The sequence below is a fragment of the Sphingobacterium spiritivorum genome (genome assembly GCF_016724845.1).
Taxonomy (GTDB): Bacteria; Bacteroidota; Bacteroidia; order Sphingobacteriales; family Sphingobacteriaceae; genus Sphingobacterium; species Sphingobacterium spiritivorum_A.
The window spans coordinates 763,451-782,503 of the sequence record NZ_CP068082.1; the positions used below are offsets into that span (position 1 = coordinate 763,451).

Annotated in this window: 13 protein-coding genes; 4 read left to right on the forward strand and 9 right to left on the reverse strand. The window is 39.7% G+C overall.

Going from position 1 to position 19,053, the window contains the following annotated elements; translation table 11 throughout:
• Nucleotides 1–54 precede the first annotated feature (54 nt).
• The 9 genes from I6J03_RS03125 to I6J03_RS03165 form a co-directional block, all read right to left on the reverse strand.
• On the reverse strand, nt 55–1,653 hold the full coding sequence (locus I6J03_RS03125; protein ID WP_003010464.1) for a SusD/RagB family nutrient-binding outer membrane lipoprotein: 1,599 nt from the start codon (nt 1,651–1,653) through the stop codon (nt 55–57).
• A 14-nt stretch (nt 1,654–1,667) separates the two neighbouring features.
• Nucleotides 1,668–4,970: a SusC/RagA family TonB-linked outer membrane protein gene (locus I6J03_RS03130; RefSeq protein WP_003010460.1), complete on the reverse strand. Its 3,303-nt coding sequence runs from the start codon at nt 4,968–4,970 to the stop codon at nt 1,668–1,670.
• A 154-nt stretch (nt 4,971–5,124) separates the two neighbouring features.
• Nucleotides 5,125–6,207 (reverse strand): FecR family protein, encoded by a 1,083-nt coding sequence (locus tag I6J03_RS03135; protein ID WP_003010457.1) that lies wholly within the window; start codon nt 6,205–6,207, stop codon nt 5,125–5,127.
• A gap of 95 nt (nt 6,208–6,302) precedes the next feature.
• Nucleotides 6,303–6,860: an RNA polymerase sigma factor gene (locus I6J03_RS03140; protein ID WP_002993447.1), complete on the reverse strand. Its 558-nt coding sequence runs from the start codon at nt 6,858–6,860 to the stop codon at nt 6,303–6,305.
• A gap of 280 nt (nt 6,861–7,140) precedes the next feature.
• Nucleotides 7,141–7,623 carry a hypothetical protein gene (locus I6J03_RS03145; RefSeq protein WP_003010453.1) on the reverse strand — a complete coding sequence of 161 codons (483 nt, stop codon included), beginning with the start codon at nt 7,621–7,623 and terminating at the stop codon, nt 7,141–7,143.
• A gap of 672 nt (nt 7,624–8,295) precedes the next feature.
• Complete coding sequence (locus I6J03_RS03150; RefSeq protein WP_003010450.1) at nt 8,296–8,799, reverse strand: hypothetical protein; 504 nt, start codon at nt 8,797–8,799, stop codon at nt 8,296–8,298.
• A 57-nt stretch (nt 8,800–8,856) separates the two neighbouring features.
• Nucleotides 8,857–9,327, reverse strand: coding sequence for a hypothetical protein (locus I6J03_RS03155; RefSeq protein ID WP_003010448.1), 471 nt, complete (start codon nt 9,325–9,327; stop codon nt 8,857–8,859).
• 587 nt (nt 9,328–9,914) lie between these two features.
• Entirely contained in the window at nt 9,915–10,430 is a 516-nt protein-coding gene (msrA, locus tag I6J03_RS03160; protein ID WP_002993440.1) for a peptide-methionine (S)-S-oxide reductase MsrA, read from the reverse strand.
• 142 nt (nt 10,431–10,572) lie between these two features.
• Complete coding sequence (locus I6J03_RS03165; protein ID WP_003010442.1) at nt 10,573–11,595, reverse strand: N(4)-(beta-N-acetylglucosaminyl)-L-asparaginase; 1,023 nt, start codon at nt 11,593–11,595, stop codon at nt 10,573–10,575.
• 329 nt (nt 11,596–11,924) lie between these two features.
• Between I6J03_RS03165 and I6J03_RS03170 the strand changes: the two genes are divergently transcribed.
• The 4 genes from I6J03_RS03170 (at nt 11,925) to I6J03_RS03185 (ending at nt 19,030) form a co-directional block, all read left to right on the forward strand.
• Nucleotides 11,925–13,154, forward strand: a complete 1,230-nt coding sequence (locus I6J03_RS03170) for a C40 family peptidase (RefSeq protein WP_003010440.1) — start codon at nt 11,925–11,927, stop codon at nt 13,152–13,154.
• A 63-nt stretch (nt 13,155–13,217) separates the two neighbouring features.
• Nucleotides 13,218–14,273 (forward strand): dipeptide epimerase, encoded by a 1,056-nt coding sequence (locus tag I6J03_RS03175; protein ID WP_201694141.1) that lies wholly within the window; start codon nt 13,218–13,220, stop codon nt 14,271–14,273.
• Nucleotides 14,274–14,339: 66 nt separating this feature from the next.
• Nucleotides 14,340–17,546 (forward strand): SusC/RagA family TonB-linked outer membrane protein, encoded by a 3,207-nt coding sequence (locus tag I6J03_RS03180; RefSeq protein ID WP_003010436.1) that lies wholly within the window; start codon nt 14,340–14,342, stop codon nt 17,544–17,546.
• Between the two features lie 17 nt (nt 17,547–17,563).
• Nucleotides 17,564–19,030: a RagB/SusD family nutrient uptake outer membrane protein gene (locus I6J03_RS03185; RefSeq protein WP_003010433.1), complete on the forward strand. Its 1,467-nt coding sequence runs from the start codon at nt 17,564–17,566 to the stop codon at nt 19,028–19,030.
• Nucleotides 19,031–19,053 lie beyond the last annotated feature (23 nt).

A 19,053-nucleotide genomic window follows, 5' to 3' on the forward strand; every position in this document is an offset into this window, starting at 1 on the left:
AACGGGCTATTCTTAAAAAGATAGCCCGTTTTATCATTTCACATGATTTACACCTTATTGCTTATCCCACCATACACGTCCGGATAGATTATCTCCTCCCGGAACAGCAGCAGAAGCAGCTTTATAGTAAGCACTGTTAGATCCCGCTTCTTCCGCTACCGGATAAGGAAAACGACGTGGTATTGTACCGCCTGTTGCATTTCCCGGATACACAACCGGTGTCAGATTCGGATACCCTGTTCTTCTCCAGTTGGACCATGATTCATAAAAATTCAGTGCTGTATTCTGATGAATCCAGTATTGCTGGCCAATCTGAGCCAATCCTCCTGTGAGTGGGTGTGAAGTAGCATAAGTCTCGGCATCGGCATCACTTATTGTTAATGCCGCATCATACTGACCTAAGAATGTTATACCAGCTTTTATGGCATTTTTATAATGAGTAGCAGCCGAACCTCCTATCCCCCATCGCTGTGCAGCCTCAGCTAACAGCAACTCACTCTCTGCATAGGTGAGAATAAATGTAATCCCATCTCTTTTAATCATTCCCGGATGTGGCGACGAGTATTCCGGAAAACTGGTATAGGAAGGGTGCGAACTGATTGCATACAAAGGATTGCTATTCAGATCTTTCCCGTTAGGCATCCCTTTCTGAACCGCAGGATCGGTTACGTAATTTGGATTTTGCTTTTTATTTCCATTATCATCCAGTTCATTTGGAGTAAGGAAAAATTTAGTGACGGCTACCTTTATACGCGGGTCATTTGTATTTTTCAATGCATTGATAAAGGTGTCAGACCATTTCACATAGTAATGTTCCTGTCCGCCATCCCCTAATAATACCTGAGCATTACGATTCTGAGTCACACGCGCACCACTGACATCATGCTTCAGAAAAGCATTGTCTGCATTGCTTTGAAGAGTTTTTCCAACCACTTTCTCGGCATAAGCTTTGGCAGTTGTCTCATCTACTTTGGTCAGACGCATAGCTAATCGTAAAATCAAGGAGTTTCCAAAGCGTTTCCACTTTTCAAGGTCACTTTTATAGATCACATCACCTGTTACCTGATCCGCATTAGCATCTAATGCAGCCATAGCTTCCTCCACCTCTTTCAGCATACTCATATATATCTCCTGCTGCTTATCGTATTTGGCAGACAGATTATTCTGATAGTAACCCTTACCGGCTTCAGAATAAGGAACATCTCCATACAGATCTGTGATCCGGGCAAAAATAAGGGATTTCCAGATACGTGCTACGTTATGCAGATTCTTATACTGTGGTTTATCACGAGTCAGTTCGATTACATCCACTATAGGTTTTACCTGTTCAGCATAAGCCCTTTCCCAGTACGCCGAAGTATACCAGGGGGTGAGCATGTATTTATCTCCGGCCCAATAGCTGACCACTGATGAAAGACCCTGTATCATGGTACCTGAGTAAATTAGATTGCCACGCCAGGTCTCATAAGCAAAGTCTGTACTTCCTGTATAGGTCAGTTGCGAAGTGGTGAAATTGAAATTAGGATTAAAAGTTGTCGGACCACTATTAACAGGATCCGTATTAATATCCACAAAATCTTTGGTACAGGCTGTCATTCCCAAAAGTCCGGCTACAACCAAAAGACCATATATTTTTATTGTGTTCTTTTTCATACTGTTCTTCTTGATTAAAATTTAACATTTAAGTTTACCCCAAAAGTTCTGGCCGGCGGCATACCTCCCAGTTCGAGACCCGGAAATGTAGCATTGTAGCTTGATTCAGGATCTATATTATCTGTTTTCTTCATCAGGATAAACAGATTACGGGCTACCAGGCTGACATTTAAACTATTGATCTTATTATTAAACATCTTCGCAGGGAAACTGTAACCGAAGGTCAGCTGTCTGAATTTGATAAAACTGGCATCATTCACAAAACGGAATGAGGTATTATTGGCTGTATTTTCATAAAATTTGGGTGCGGTATTCCCTAATGTCTCACGATTTTCCAGCGTCTCTTTGTGCAAGCCTTTGATGTAACCCAGATAGTCTGTTCCGGAGAACAGTTTACCTCCGAATTTACCATCGATCAGGAATCCGAAGTTGAATCTCTTGTATGTAAAGTCGTTGTTCCAGCCGGCAAACCATTTGTTATAGGCAGAGCCATAGTCTTTCAATTCGCCGCGATCCGGAGAACCGTCTGCCAGTCTTACAATCTCTCCGTTTGCATCATACTTATAATCATATGCGACAATCTGCCCTAAAGCTTTTCCCGGAATATTCTTCAGAAAACCTACTCCTGACCGTGAAGTAGCAATCAGTTGCTCTGGAACACCATCTGCAAGAGATATAACTGTATTCTTATTGTAAGTCATATTAATGGAAGAAGTCCAGTTGAAGTCTTCTTTTTTAATAATCACTCCGGTAATCAATGCTTCTACCCCTTTATTCTCAATCGATCCTGAATTCAGGATTGCACCGTCATATCCTACTGTGCTTGAAGTAGTCACTGCAGTAATCTCATCGTCCGAACGTTTTTTATACCAGGTCAGATCGACATTCAAACGGTTATTGAAGAAGCGTAAATCAGTACCGATCTCCAACTCGGAGGCTTTAGATGCTTTTAATCCGGAATTCGGAATCTCCAGATTATTAATCTGTCCTAATGAGGCTCCATTTAAGGATTCACTCATTACTCTATAGGTCAAAGCTGTCTGATAAGGTCGTGTAGCCTGACCGACAACAGCATAGCCAGCTCTTAACTTACCAAAGTTGATAGCGGAAGAGTTAAGAAATTCGGTAAAGACAAAGGAACCACTGATAGAAGGATAGACCACATTCAGTTTATTATCCTTACCCGGTGCCGCTAATGTAGAGAACCAGTCTGAGCGCGCACTACCTGTCAGGTATAAAATATCTCTGTAGGCAAACTCCATTGTTCCGTATACGGACTGTGTCTCCTGCTCTGTCTCTGCATAAGCTACAGATTTGTTCTTTAATCCCGCAATATTGTATACTCCCGGAACCAGAACTCCCGATCCCTGATTGATAGTCAGATCTGTCTTTGTATTACGATAACTCGCACCTACATTAGGAGTCAGGGAAATATCATCATTCACTTTAAAGGATTTGCCTACTAGCACGTCTGCATTTATATCTGAAAAACGCATTTTCTGTGACACTAAATTATTAGGCGGTACATATGCAAGCCCCGGAGGGAGTACACTCAGGTAACTATTGGTGTAAAAATCCTGTCCTGCACGTCCTTGTATAAACAGTCCGTTATCAAATGTATAACGTGCAGAAATGGAACTGATCAACCGGTTTCTGTCTGTATTATTCTGGATTTCATAAGCCGCAAACCAGGGATTGGTATCCCATGTATTTCCGGTATTGTAAGGTATTTCTGCTCCCTTATCTGTTTTCCAGGGTTTCAGATCTCTGATATCCAGACTTGTTGGCAGAAATACAGCATTGTAATTGGCACTCCCTGCTCCATCCGAAAGCATAGGACGATTCTTTGCTTTTTCGATGATATAATTGGCACGCGCATCAATAGCCAGTCTCTTGACAGGTTCAAATGTACCTGTCAGATTAAAGGATTGTCTGTCTAAGCCCGAATTAGGCATGATGGATTTATTCGAAACATCACTGACAGAAAAGCGAAGTGCACCTCCGTCGAATGATTTATTCAGGGCTAATGAATTGGTCCAGGTATGTCCGTCTTTGTAGAAATTTTTAATATTATTCTGCTGCGCAACATAAGGTCTTGAAACACCGTCAAACTGAGGCACACTGCTACCGTCTAATTTTGCTCCCCAGCTGGATCCGCCTACCTGAGCAGCTGCAGCAGCGCTTACCGGTTTTTCACCATTCGTTCCCTGACCATATACATACTGCCAGTCGGTACGGTCCATTACCTGTTCTACGACATAGTTACTGCTGAAATCAATACCTGATCCTTTACCCGATTTGGTGGTGATCAGGATGACCCCTGCTTTGGCACGTGAACCATAGAGCGCCGACGCGGCAGCACCTTTCAGCACAGATATACTTTCGATATCATCCGGATTCAGGTTACCGATAGCATCTCCCATATCCGGTGCATTGTCCCACTGACTACCTTTGTTTCCGTTAGGATTGGTATTTCCGAATCCCACCGGCGCATTTTCCATCGGCACGCCATTGATGACGTAGAGCGGCTGGTTGGTCTGGCTCAGACTGGATGCTCCTCTGATCACTACACTGGTAGCTGATCCGACACCTCCGGAAGTGGCACTCACATCAAGACCGGCCACTTTACCGACAAGAGAGTTGGCGATATTGTTTTCACGGGCCTGCGTCAGTGTCTCTCCATTGATCTGAGTTACGGAATAACCTAATGTACGCTTCTCACGGGTCACACCCAGAGCTGTAACAACGACTTCATTCAAAAGCTGATTGTCTTCCTGCAACGCTATTTTGATCTCATTATTATTTTGCACGGTGACTTCCTGCGACAGGTATCCGGCAAAAGAGATCAACAGCACACTTCCTGAATTTACATCTAATTCAAAGCGGCCATTCAGGTCTGTAGCTTTACCTATAGCAGTTCCTTTGAGGCGTACAGTAGCTCCGGACAGGGCTACTCCCTGTGCATCCGTTACTATCCCTCTCACTTTTAATTGTTGTCTGGGTGTAATCACTACGAGTCCGTCTCCCGAAACAGAATACTGAAGATCAGATCTTTTGAAAAGTCTATCCAATACATCGACGACCTTTGTCTCTTTTACAGATAAGGATATTTCTTTATTCAATAATTGGTTTGTCGAGTTATAGACAAAGTAGTAATCACTATTCTGTTCTATAATCTTCAATACTTTACTCAGTTTGGTTTTGTTAACATCTAAGGTAACTTTTTGCTGAGAATAGACACCTGCTGACACGTGGAGGCAGGCGATTAACATCATAATCAAAGTTAGTTTCATCCAGATAATGAATCTAAAGCGCATAAAACATACCTTATGCACTTGCAATAAGCAATTTTTAATCATACTTTGGTACTTGGTTAAAGTTAAAACTTGGCAGCGCACTTTTTGGCTTAGTTATGCTGCCGGTTTACTAATCATTTTTAGGAGGATGGTGTTGGCTCACCATCCTTTTTCGTTATTCATAAATCGTTATTTTTTTTCCATATATTTTATATTTAAAAGGGTTTACTTTTTGTAATGAACTGAGCACCTGCTCAATATCTTCTTTACTAAAGGTGGCTGTAAATCTAAAATTATTCAACTGCTGACCTTCCAGTTCGATATCCACATCGTACCAGCGTTCCAGTATATGTTCCAGAGAGGAGAAGTCCTGATCTACGATTTCCAGACGGCCTTCTTTCCATGCGATATCTGCCAAAGGTAACTCTGCGGTGACGGGCTGCAGATCCTGAATCGTGATTTCCTGCAGAGGTAGTTTTTTGGTTTTCTTTGCTGTTTCCGGAAGAGTTTCTTCCTTTTTATCTGTTTTGGAAATAATTACTTTCTGATTTGGCTTTAATATCAGCGAGTTCTCATTTCCTCTTTTACTTCTCATTTCGATAAGTCCGTGGATCAGTACAGCTTCCGAAGTCTTTTCATCCGGATAGGCTTTTACATTGAAAGCAGTACCCAGCACGCGGATGTCGAAATCCTGTGTATGAAGGACAAAGGGTTTGTCTTTATTTTTACTGACGTCAAAAAAAGCCTCTCCTATGAGTGTAACATTTCGTTCATTCTTATTGAAGCTGTTGTCCACAAAAAGCTGACTTCCGGCATTTAACGTGACCTTGGTTCCGTCTGAAAGCTCAATTGTTTTTTTCTCTCCATTGGCCGTTACATAGCTGATGCGGGAAGCAGAAGAAGGCTCTTCCTGTACATTCCAACGCTGTATGCCCCAGAATAGTCCACCTGCAAACACTATTACTGCAGCGGCTATTTTGAGCCACAATGAAAATCGTACTATTTTATTTTCAGCCGGAGGGGAATTTACTTCAATATCAGCCTTCAGTTTGTTGACCTGCACATTCAGCGGCTTCTTATTTCCTACCAGGATAATATAAAGCTTTTTCGCTTGCAGTATCTTTTCACGTTGTTCGGGATGATGGCGTAAATAGGTTTCCCAATATTGAATACATTGCTGGTTTTCTCCCGAACAATACTGTTGAAACGTATCGTCAATCAGAAAATCTTCAACATTTTCGTATCTGGTGTTTATCATTTGGTCCTCTTTCCCTTATAGTGTCCTATATGGGAAGAATTGCCTAAGAAAAAAAACAACAAAATCGCAAATAACTGATTATCAGTAATAAAAAATTAAAAATCTTTTAACTCCTGCCGTAATATTTTCAGGGCATCATATACGGTATTATAAGCAGTCTTGATCGTTTGTTGGGTTTGAGCGGCTATCTGTTCATAGGTAAGTCCTTCAAAAAACTTCAAATGGATGAGCTGTTTTTGTCTGAAGGTAAGTTTTTCGAGGGCTTCTTTTAACCGGTACTGGATCCATTCATTGGTCTGTACTTTTATAATAAACTCATCATATGGCATTTCAAACCAGTCGTCCTCAGCCTTCACATTTTGTAATGCTTTATTTATTTTATTCTGCTTTTCCAGCAGTCTGAGCAATTTACGTTTGAGAAAGGTAATGAGGTAAGCCTGGACATTCTCTACTCTTTCAAGTTTATCTCTTTTCTCCCATAATGTCACAAATACCTGATCCGTAGCCTCACTGGACAGCTCTGCATCTCCACTTGTACGTATACCAAAATTGACCAATTCATAAAACAGTGCTTTATAGAGATCAAAGAAAGCATCTTCATCTCCATTCCGCATCCGTTCCCAAAGAAGTCTGTAGGTCAGTTTATTGTTCATATATGATTCGTACAGTTGCAGCTATTCTCCGTGGACAATTATACTTTAACAGTAACCTGTTTTTTTATAATGATCAGGAAAATGTTAAAAGTAATCATATTCGTATTATGAACCTTGAAAAGTTTAATATTATTTAAAAACTCACTTATATACTGGAATGTACACTCCTAAAACTTTTCGAGTTTGTTCATTATAATATCAGGTCTTATTCATATCTAAACAACTTGGTATAGAACATGAAAACATTAATGAAGCTAATTGACTCGCTGTATAATTAAACCTATTTACTTTCCGGTCTTAAAAAAGGCACATCCTTCGGTTGTATAAGTTCATCTTTATTCATCGTAAATAAAGAATATTTTACCACTTTAAAATATTCAAGACGGGTCGGCATTTTAATTCTTCTATGCGTAAGAATACCAACGTAATAAGTATAATTATAACCAATATCATTTTTAGACTTTAAAGAATCTATTCCCGTAGCTTCATTTAGGAATTGAATATATAATTCCCTGTTTGGGCCGTTTTTTATTTTATTAATCTGGTCAAAATACTTTTTAGTATATTCATTTTTTTTAATTGCAGCGTCAGGATCTTTTAAGTCTTTATAAGCATCATAGTTTATACTATATTCTCTTAATCTTAAAATATCAATCATAATATCTCTTGATGAAGGTTGTGCAAAAGAAGCATTACTACAGCAGATTAAGAATATTAAACCGATGAGTCCTATTACTATTCCTTTAATAATAAATAAAAACATATGATAAGCTGTATTAGTAAAAAAATTATAAAATAAGATCAACTATTCAAATTCATCCTTTTACTTATGAGAGTCCGTTTTAGATTAAATAGACTACTATCTGGAATAAAATTAGCAACAATGACGTTAAAAAAGAGATATTAAAATAAATAGAATAATTTTTTAATTTTCTTCTTTTTATAAAAATACAACTCGTTGAATACAAAAAAGTTATAAGAATAATAATATATAAATATGTGAAAAAATAGTTTAAAATAATTGCAGGTGTTCTACTTAAACCAAGATTTTCTATTCTGGGGGCACCATAGTTAGTCATATCTGTATAAAAATCATAGAAATAGCCTAATCTCAAGATGTAAGTCAAAGCGCCTAAATCAATTATCCACCTTAGCAGATGAAAACATCCTAATATAAATCCTAAATAAATGATTGTTTTTTTCATAATAACTTTATTAACAATTGCTATTTAAATAAGATATTGTTTTTTTACCATCTATTACGCCTTTTAGCGTTTTCCTGTCAGGATGTTGCGAGATAGAGGCTTCTAGTTTTGCTCTCCCTCCATTCTTATTTACATAGCTTTCATTTCAAATACTTCCATTAAATGATTAATAATTTATGTCGAAAAAAGTCTACCATTCGCTGAGTTTATATCTTATACAAGAATTTATTTTAAAATAACAGAAGTGTTAACCCAGCCGTTGAGTTTCTGTCTTTTAATATAGTCATTGATAACAGCTCAATTACAAGGTGTTCTCTAATATCAGCATCAAAAGCTCTGAATTGAGTTTCTGTTATTGAAGGTGATTTAGGAAAAGTATATTTTAACCCTATAAGTTTACTTTCATTTACATTGATACTCATGCCGATTGTAACTTCTTTATCCGAATTATACAACATTCTTTTTATGTTTAGAAGTTTTGCTTTGTTAATTTTAATCAAACCCTCCGGAAAAAACATAGCATCCTTATCACTATTAATCAAAAGAGCTTCTTTATCATAAACAGACAAATCACTTATAAATATATAGTTGTGATTAGGCATAATTCTTACATCATATCTAATTTGATTTGATATTATATTGCCATTTTTCAAAATAGCAGATTGAGACTTACCTTCATGAACGTTTATAAAGAGTATCAATGCAAGGCATAATATATTAATATATATTTTCATAATGCATTAAATTGTACGCATCCAATTTAAAAGAAATCAATACATGATATTGAAAACTTATTTGCTTTCCGGTCTTAAAAAAGGCACATCCTTTGGTTGTATAAGTTCATCTTTATTCATTGTAAATAAAGAGTATTTTACCACTTTAAAATATTCAAGACGGGTTGGCATTTTTTTAAATTCAGGGGTGGCAAGCAAGCCATTATGATAAGTATAATTATAGCCAACAACACCTTTAGACTTTAAAGAATCTATCCCAGTAGCATCATTTAGGAATTGAATATATAATGCCCTGTTTGGGCCGTTTTTTATTTTATTAATCTGGTCAAAATACTTTTTGGTATATTGATTCTTCTTATCTGCAGCATCAGGATCTTTTAAGTCTTTGTAAGCATCATAGTTTATACTGTATTCTCTTAGTCTTAGAATATCAATCATAATATCTCTTGAGGATGTTTGCGCAAATAATGTATTACTACAGCAGATTAAGAGTATTAAACCGATGGCTATTTTTAGTTTTGTATTCATGATAATTAAATATACGAGTTATCTATAAATACTTATTTCCCATTTTGCCACTTTTGCTTCTTACCGCTATGCATACCCATAGAAGTCTTTGATTTTCTGGGTGACTTGTGACTATCATAGGCAGAGCATAAGTCCTTGGATCCGGAGCATCCCTGAATACTGCAAGCAGTACAAATTATAAAAGTTAGTAGCATCAATCTAAACCTGTTTTTTACCATCTCCCTGAAATTTAAGTCCATCTTTAGGCTTTTTTATGTTCAATCTATATTCTACCGTTCCATTCGATGGAATGGCATTCAGATACAGAAACATTTTAGTTAGTGAAAATTTAAAGAAAAAAAATTAAACACAAAGATAGCAACAAAATACAAATATTGCAATTCAATATTTTAAAGAAAACATTTTTGAAACAAACTGAAACAACGTATAGCATTGTTTTGAAAACAATGTTTTTTTTCTCTTTAATATTCGTATTGGAAGTGAAGAAACAGAAGCAGCAAAAGGGAGATTTTGCTGATAGGATAAATACAGAAGGTAAGGTCTGATATTTCAAAAAAAGTGGAGATGTTTTACCATCTCCACTTTTTTTATGCTTTAAATTCTTTTAGAAATTTCTGCAGTTTTGGTGCTATTACGACAGAACAGAATGGATTCTCAGGATGCGAATTAAAATAATTATGGTGATAATCTTCAGCTTCCCAGAATGTACTTGCCGGCTCTACAGCAGTTACAACAGGATCAGCATATACATGCTCTGCGTCCAGCTGCTGAATAAAGCGTTCAGCTTTCTCCTTTTGTTCTTCATTGTGATAGAATACTACCGAACGGTATTGCGTACCGACATCGTTGCCTTGTCTATTGAGTGTAGTAGGATTATGAGTCTTAAAAAAGATTTTAAGCAGATCCTCAAAACTTACTTTTGATTCATCAATATCCAATTGAACGACTTCTACATGGTCTGTAGTACCTGTACATACCTGTTCATAAGTGGGATGGTCATTCTTTCCTCCCATATATCCCGGTAAAACTGATTTTACTCCGTCAGTATTCTGAAAGATTACTTCGGTACACCAAAAGCATCCCCCTCCAAATGTTACTAGCATGATTATAAAATTAAAAACTCAAATTTAAACAATAATAAACCACTTGTCACCTGAGGTCTATAACGACAGCGTCAAAAAAACAACGCTCTTATTATACACATCCCCACAGCATGCCAGTGGTTAAATACAGGAATGAAAACTGTTATTTAAAAATATGTTTGCCCTTGATCAGCAGATCCTGCTTTTCTTCCGTACATACAGCATAAGAAAATCCATTCTGCAATGCATACGAGCCATATTCTCCCTTTTTATTAAGTGCAAGAAATCCAACCTGTATTTCTTTAGCTGTCTGTGGTTTCTTTTTAATAATGCGTTCTACAGCTTCTTTACATGCTGCTTCAGGGGAATAACCTTGTCGCATAAGTTCTACTACCAGAAAACTTCCTACTGTACGGATCACTTCTTCTCCTACACCGGTCGAAGTAGCTCCTCCTATTTCATTATCCACATATAGGCCTGCTCCGATAATCGGGCTGTCACCTACCCTACCGTGCATTTTGAATGCCATGCCGCTTGTCGTACACGCTCCGGCAAGATTGCCGTCGCTGTCTAAAGCCAGCATTCCGATGGTATCATGATTATATTGATTGCCGGGCAGACGCTCTGCCGCAAACCCCTTGTTCTCAATATTCATGACAGGTTTATACTTCTTCTCCTTCAACCATTCTTTCCATGCTTTTTCCCCTTCAGGGGTAAGCAGGTTTTCCTTCTCAAACCCCTGCTCTAAAGCAAATTGCAAGGCTCCTTCACCTACCAGCATCACATGAGGTGTCTTTTCCATTACTAACCTTGCCACAGATATCGGATGTGCAATATGCTCCAATGCGGCGACTGAGCCACAGTTACCTTCTGAATCCATGATACAGGCATCCAGGGTTACATTGCCGTCTCTGTCCGGATATCCGCCCTTACCTACAGTCATATTTTTCAGATCTGCCTCCGGCACACGTACTCCCTGCTCTACAGCATCTATAGCTTTCCCTTTTTTACTTAACACCTCCCAGGCAGCCTGGTTTGCAGCTATCCCAAAATCCCAGGTTGAGATTACAATAGGTTTGCCCGGTTTCAGTATTTTGTCTTCAGCAAAACCGCTAAGTGTACTTATACTTCCTAAAGCAGCCGCACCAACGATTCCTTGTTTTATAAATTTACGTCTTGAATGCATACGAATAATATTTGTAGCACAATATTACGAAAAAGCTTTATGATTCGTGTACAGGCAGATCCCCCAAAACAAGCGGTATGCTAGTTACTTTTCTGTAAAATCATAACACATCCGATGCTGAAAGGCTCAGTGGGCATGCCTGTCAACTGTTTTACTGCATATTACAGCAGAAGCACTTCTGTTTTTATGCAATTGGTACCCTTACCTGTTATTTTAAGACCAACGCTATTCGTTTTTGTGCAACTTTTTTGTTCAAATAATCAAAAACATACAATATAATTATAGATTTATCATATTTTTAATGGTAACTTAGACTTAAACTATCCAACATGAAGACTTTTATTACTTACTCATTTCTTGCATTTACCTTATTTACAAGTATAAATCATGTAAATGCGCAAGTTATTGACTCTACTACCTACCTCAAGATCAAAGAACTGCAAGAAACCGTAAAAACGGAAATTGCTCCGGACAAAAGATTAAAGATTATAGAGTTTTTATCTGTTGATATTCCCAAAAACGTCTATGTTATCCAGACGACCGAAAAAACAGCAAAAGACAGACTTGAACAACAATTAAAAGGAATCAATGCTCAGGTATCGGTCACCTTACTTCCCGATGCTTCTGTAGCGGACAAGCCCGCAGGAGTGGTCAATCTATCCGTTGCCAATCTGCGCACCAAACCCGAACATTCTGCAGAGATGGCAAGTCAGGTATTATTGGGCGCTCAGGTAGATATACTGCAAAAGATAAAAGGCGACTATCGTGTGCGTACAGCTGAGGGATATATTGCGTGGGTTCCGACATCCTCTGTTGTCGCTGTAACAAATGAAGAGTTGAACGATTGGAAAAAAGCGAAGAAAATTATCTTTACTGATGAATACGGCAAGTCCTATGCTACTGCAAATACGCAGGGACAACAGGTCTCTGACCTGGTATACGGGGATATGCTGATCCTGAATGGCGAAAGCGGCAATTTTTATGCGGTAACGTACCCGGATAAAAGAAAAGCCTATGTGCGCAAAGAACAGGCGATGACCTACGACAAATGGTTAACATCACGCAAGCCAACCTCTGAGAATATTATCAGCAGCGCGAGGACCATGCTGGGTCTGCCTTATCTGTGGGGAGGTACTTCTACCAAAGGAGTGGATTGCAGCGGTTTTACCAAAACGGCTTATTTTATGAACGGTTATATTATTCCTCGGGATGCTTCACAACAGGTTCTCACAGGCCAGAAAATTGACATTCTGGACAAGGACGGTCATTTTGATCCTGAAAAAGCTTTAAAAAATCTAAAACCTGCCGACCTGTTGTTTTTTGCAGCAGGCAAAAGCAGCAATCCCGATGCCCGTGTAACACATGTGGCCCTTTATATAGGCAACGGTACATTTATTCATTCCGCAGGATCAGTACGTATCAACAGTATGCTTAAAGATTCGCCTGATTATGATGACTTCCAGACCAGAACTGTAGTCGCTGCAAGACGTTATCTTGGAGAACATGAAAGTAACCTGCAAAAAGTAGAGAACAGCACCTATTACAATGCCGGAAAGTAACGGCGGAAAGTGTCTGAAAAATAAAATATATCAAGTAATTTTAATACCACAAAAAGACCTATTATGAGTACAACAGCTGATTGGATAGCTAAAGACTTCGGAGCATTCAAATTGCGTTACCGTCCCTATACGTTAGAACTACGTCATGTATTTACTGTTGCATCTTTCAGTCGCAGCACGACCCCCGTAGTCCTCACAGAACTGGAATATGACGGTATTATCGGATATGGAGAAGCCAGTATGCCTCCTTATCTCGGTGAATCGCAGGAAAGCGTGATCAATTTTCTGAATCAGATTGATCTGAGCAGCTTCAACTCCCCTTTCCAGACCGAAGAAATCCTGCACTATGTGGATCAGACCATGCTCAAAAACACGGCTGCCAAAGCGGCGATAGATATTGCACTGCATGATTTGCTGGGAAAAATCCTGCAACAGCCCTTTTATAAAATATGGGGATTAGATGCGGCACTTATCCCTCCTACATCCTATACCATCGGTATCGATACGGAAGAAATGATCCGGCAGAAAGTAGCTGAATCGGATCAGTTTAAGATCCTGAAAGTAAAACTCGGACTGGATACGGATAAAATGATTATCGATACTATTCGTAAAGTGACTGACCGCCCGCTATGTGCAGATGTCAACCAGGGGTGGAAATCCAGAGAACAGGCATTAGAAATGGCTCATTGGCTGGCGGAGCGCAATGTGGTTTTTCTGGAACAGCCTATGCCTAAGGAACAGATAGATGACAATGCCTGGCTTACGGAACACAGTCCGATCCCGACGATCGCAGATGAGGCCTGCCAGCGGCTGGCTGATGTGCCGGCTTTGAAAGATGTATACACCGGTATCAATATCAAACTCATGAAATGTACCGGAATGCGGGAAGCAAAAAAAATGGCTGAATTAGCAAGAGCTCTGGAAATGAAAGTCATGATCGGTTGTATGACAGAAACGTCCTGTGCTATCTCAGCCGCAGCACAGTTAGCTCCTTTAGTGGACTGGGCGGATCTGGATGGAGCACTATTGATCGCAAATGATATTTATGATGGTATGCAGGTTGTAGAGGGGAAATGCATCCTGCCGGAAAGACCGGGAATTGGAATACTAAAAATTTAGCTTTATTTTTAATCAAAGACAGAATACTAACCATATTTTTTTAAACAAATTAACTAACCCTTAACTATGAAACAACTTTTACTTGCATGCTTGTGCTGTATGTTTTGCTTTGCGGTATCTCATGCTCATGCACAACAAAGTACTGTTACCGGTAAAGTGACAGACGCCGCAACAGGCAAACCTATTCCTGGTGTCACGATCACCATTAAGGGCAGCAGCAGAAGTACTTCTACAGATGAAAAAGGCTCTTTTTCGCTTATTGAAGTCACATCTTCCAATACCTTGATCTTTTCCTCTTTAGGTTATCAGACTGCGGAAATGGAAGTCGGTAACCGGTCTTCTCTGACGATCAGTCTGACGGCAAGTGATCAGGCTTTGGAAGAGGTCATGGTCGTAGCTTACGGTACAGCAAAAAAAAGCACCTATACCGGGTCTGCAGCAACCGTGAGTCCCAAGGAAATTGCAGATGTACCTACTACTTCATTTGAAAATGCACTAAGCGGCCGGGTGGCAGGTGTACAGATCAATTCGGCTTCCGGTCAGGCTGGGTCCACATCGAGCATACGTATTCGGGGTATCGGATCGATGAATGCGTCTAATGATCCGTTATTTGTCATCGATGGTGTACCTGTAGTATCCGGCAATGTGGGGCAGATCAGCGGACAGCTTTATTCAACATCCAATGTGATGAGCACGCTAAATCCTGCTGATATTGAATCCATTACTATCCTGAAAGATGCTGCAGCATCTTCACTCTATGGTTCGAGAGCCGCCAACGGTGTAGTGGTCATTACGACCAAACGCGGTAAAACGGGCAAACCTACTCTTAACTTCCGAACTTCAATCGGTCTCACGCCTTCATGGGCAACAGATAATTATGAAATTGCTGACCCTCAGGCTCAGATCAATATGGAGTATCAGATCTTCCATGATTACCGCACATCCAATAAAAACAGTGCTACAGGTGTCAACTATACTGATCAGGAAGCAAGTACGTATGCACTGGGACAGATCAATCGTCGTTTTAATATCCATGGTTACAAATTTGAAGTGGATAACCCATCGAGAATGACGAATGTCAAAATTCTGGGGATGACTGACGGTGTCGAAAACAGGGAAGGAAAATTTTTCGACTGGGAAGATTACCTGTTCAGAACGGGTGTATTTCAGACAAATGATCTGTCTTTAAGCGGTGGTACGGGAACGACGAAATACTATTCATCCCTATCGTATACAAAAGATAAAGGCAGAGCTATTATCAATGAGTATGACCGTATTTCAGGAAGGATAAACCTTTCTCAGAAAGTATTTAATAATGTAGAGTATAATGTCAATCTGAATGTTGCCAGCACAGCTAAAACCGGGTTTAATGACACCAGAAGTACAGGTTCGAATTATTTCTTCCAGGCCCGCAACTTGCTGTTTCCATTCTACTGGCCTACGGATTACAAAACGGGAAATCCCTGGACTGCACAGTATGGTAGTTTAGCTTACAATTCGGACTATTACAATAAGGAGTGGGACAACAATACAAATACATTGAAACTTGGAGCTGTACAATCCCTTTCCTGGGAAATCATCCCCAACCTGACCGCAAAGACTATTTTCTCATTTGATAATACAGAAGTAAAAGATGATCTGTTCTACTCAGCTTTGCATTTTAACGGTCTGACAGATAAAGGAAGTTCCAGCAAATGGGCAACGAATATCCGAAAATATGTTTCGTCTAACACGCTGACGTATGCTAAAAGTTTCGGACTGCACAATCTGAATATCCTGGGCGGTTTTGAAGCGGAAAAGAATAAAACGGATTATCAGTACAGTAATTCTATCAACCTTGGTTCCAGCGCATTGACATCTATAGGAACAGGTGCCAATTTTAAAGCAGACAGCTATACCTGGGGGAATAACCTGATGTCATATCTATCCCGGATCGACTACAATTATAACGAAAAATACTTCGCCGGTGCTTCCATCCGTAGAGATGGCTCATCCAGATTAAGTCCTGAAAATCGTTGGGGTACATTCTGGTCGGTTTCAGGAGCCTGGAGTCTGCACAAAGAAGATTTCCTGAAGAATAATGAAACCCTTTCGACCCTGAGACTAAGAGGCTCGTACGGTGTAAACGGAACATTGCCAACCAATGATTTTGCATGGCGAACGCTAATGTATTACAAATACAACTACAAAGGTAATCCCGGTGGTATCGTTAGTGACGGTTCTACGGGACTGATCGACAGAGGGCTTGGAAATCTCAATCTGGGTTGGGAAGAAAACAAGACCTATGATCTGGCTTTAGAATTTGGATTATTTAATAACAGACTGACAGGATCTGTGGAGTATTTCAACAGAGATTCCAAAGATCTGTTACAGGATGTACCAACCTCCGGAACAACAGGTTTTACGACAATCCTGAGGAATGTAGGCGTGATCAACAACAGCGGATTAGAAATCGATCTGGGCGGCGATATCATCAAAAATGATAATTTCCGCTGGACAGCACGTGTGAATGCTTCCTTCCTGGATTCAAAAGTCAAAAGATTAAACGGTGGAAAAGATATTATCTGGAATGATCCTACAGGAGGAGATGCCCGGGCTCAATTCATCTACCGTGAAGGAGAGTCTGTATTGTCTTTTTATGGTTATGAGTGGGCTGGTGTAGACAAGAACAATGGTAAGAATGTATGGTATACGAACAACGATAAATCAGATTTTGAGTATAACGGACGCTCGGCGACCTACAATTTTGGAAATGCAAACCGTAAAATTATCGGCTCCGGGGTAGCGGATGTCTTTGGAGGGATTAATACGGACCTTGAATACAAAAACATCTCTCTGGGATTTAATTTCAGTTATAAAATAGGGGGTAAATTATACGATGGTGCAGAGAAAGATGTGATGGATGACGGCTATTACTGGGAACGAATCCGATCAGCCTATTATTACGAAAACATGTGGTCTCCTGACAATATGGAGGGTAGCCAGCCAAAGATTGACGGTAATGATCTGACAGATGCTATTCAGTACAGCAGTCGTCATCTGTATGATGCTTCATTCCTCCGTTTGAAAAATATCAATCTGGCTTACAGATTGCCGGCAGCATGGTTGAGCAAAGCTAAAATTTCCAATGCCCGTGTGTTTTTTAACGGAACAAATCTGCTGACCTTCTCCAAATATAAAATTGCGGATCCGGAAGTCAACCAGTATTCAACACGTGGCTGGGAAACGCCATATGGTAAAACGTATACTTTCGGTGTAGAATTCAGTTTCTAATTTTTATTGATATTGACATGAAAAAATATATAAAAATATTACTCGCAGCATCTGTACTTAGTACGGCATATTCGTGTAAAGACTTTCTGGAAGTCGAACCCAGCAATGCCGTAGACTATGACAAAGCCATCCGTACAGCCAATGATGCACAGATTGTGGTCAACGGAATTCTTCGTCAGATGACTTCTTCCAATTACTATGGACGTAATTTTATTATTTACGGAGACGCCAAAGGAGGAGATTTCACGCTCTTTTCTCAGGGAAGGGGATTAGACCCTTTCTATACGTTTAATCACAGTGCGCAGGCCAATAGCTATTCCAGCTTCTGGACTTCGATATACAATATTATTTATCAGTCTAATAACCTGCTGGAAAATATTGAAAAGCTACAAAGCCAGGGTACACTGGAAAATTTTGCACTGGCCAAATCCGATGCACTTACGATCAGAGCATTAGCGTATTTTGATCTTGTGAGATTATATGGAAAATCATATACCGATGATAAGAATGCCTGGGGTGTACCTAATATTACCAAAACATTATTGTACGACAGTCAGCCGGCAAGATCTACTGTAGCAGAAAACTACACGCAGATTATTAAGGATCTCAAGGATGCGGAAGCAGGTCTTCCGAAGACTAAAAGAGACGGTTATGTAAACTATTATGCCAATAAGGCGATTCAGGCGAGAGTCTACCTGACGATGGGGGATTATGACAATGCGCTGAAAGCCTCAGAGGAAGTTATCAATTCGGGTGTATACAGCCTGTATACCAATGCGCAATGGGTACCGTCCTGGTCCAATCAGTTTGGCTCAGAATCTATTCTTGAATTTGTGATCGAGCCTAACCAGGGAGACCTTGCGCGAACTTCTCTTGCCTTCTATTTAATGAGAAGAAATCATCAGACAGGTGCATTAGGTAATTTTCTTGCCAGCACACCATTCCTGACGTCTCTAAATGCAGATCCGAATGATGTAAGGAAGGGTGTCATGGCACGTGATGAGTCATCGACCACACGATTAGGTTCCTGCTATAAATATTCCGGTTCGGTAACCTTCAGCGGTGATAAAGGATCCTCTAATTTTACGGCGGTAAACATCAAAGTAATACGCCTATCCGAAATGTATCTTACAGCTGCAGAAGCATCTTTAAAATCCACTGTTCCTAATCCTACAAAAGCTGCTGAATATCTGCAGGCTATACGCAAACGTGCTCCGGCATTAACCCCTGCTACGGCAGCCAATGTAACGGAAGATCTGATATTAGCCGAGAAAAGCAAAGAGTTCTTCGGGGAAGGCATTCGCTATTTTGATATGTTGAGACTGAATAAGACCATCAATTTTGATGATGCATTTGCAGGAATAAGTGTACCTACCCGTACGTCTTCTATAAACCGTTCATTCTACAGAACTATATTGCCGATATCACAGGATGAGATCAATGCGAATCCGGATATTCAGGGCCAGCAAAACCCGGGATATTAAGATTTCCTGAATAACAAAAAGAA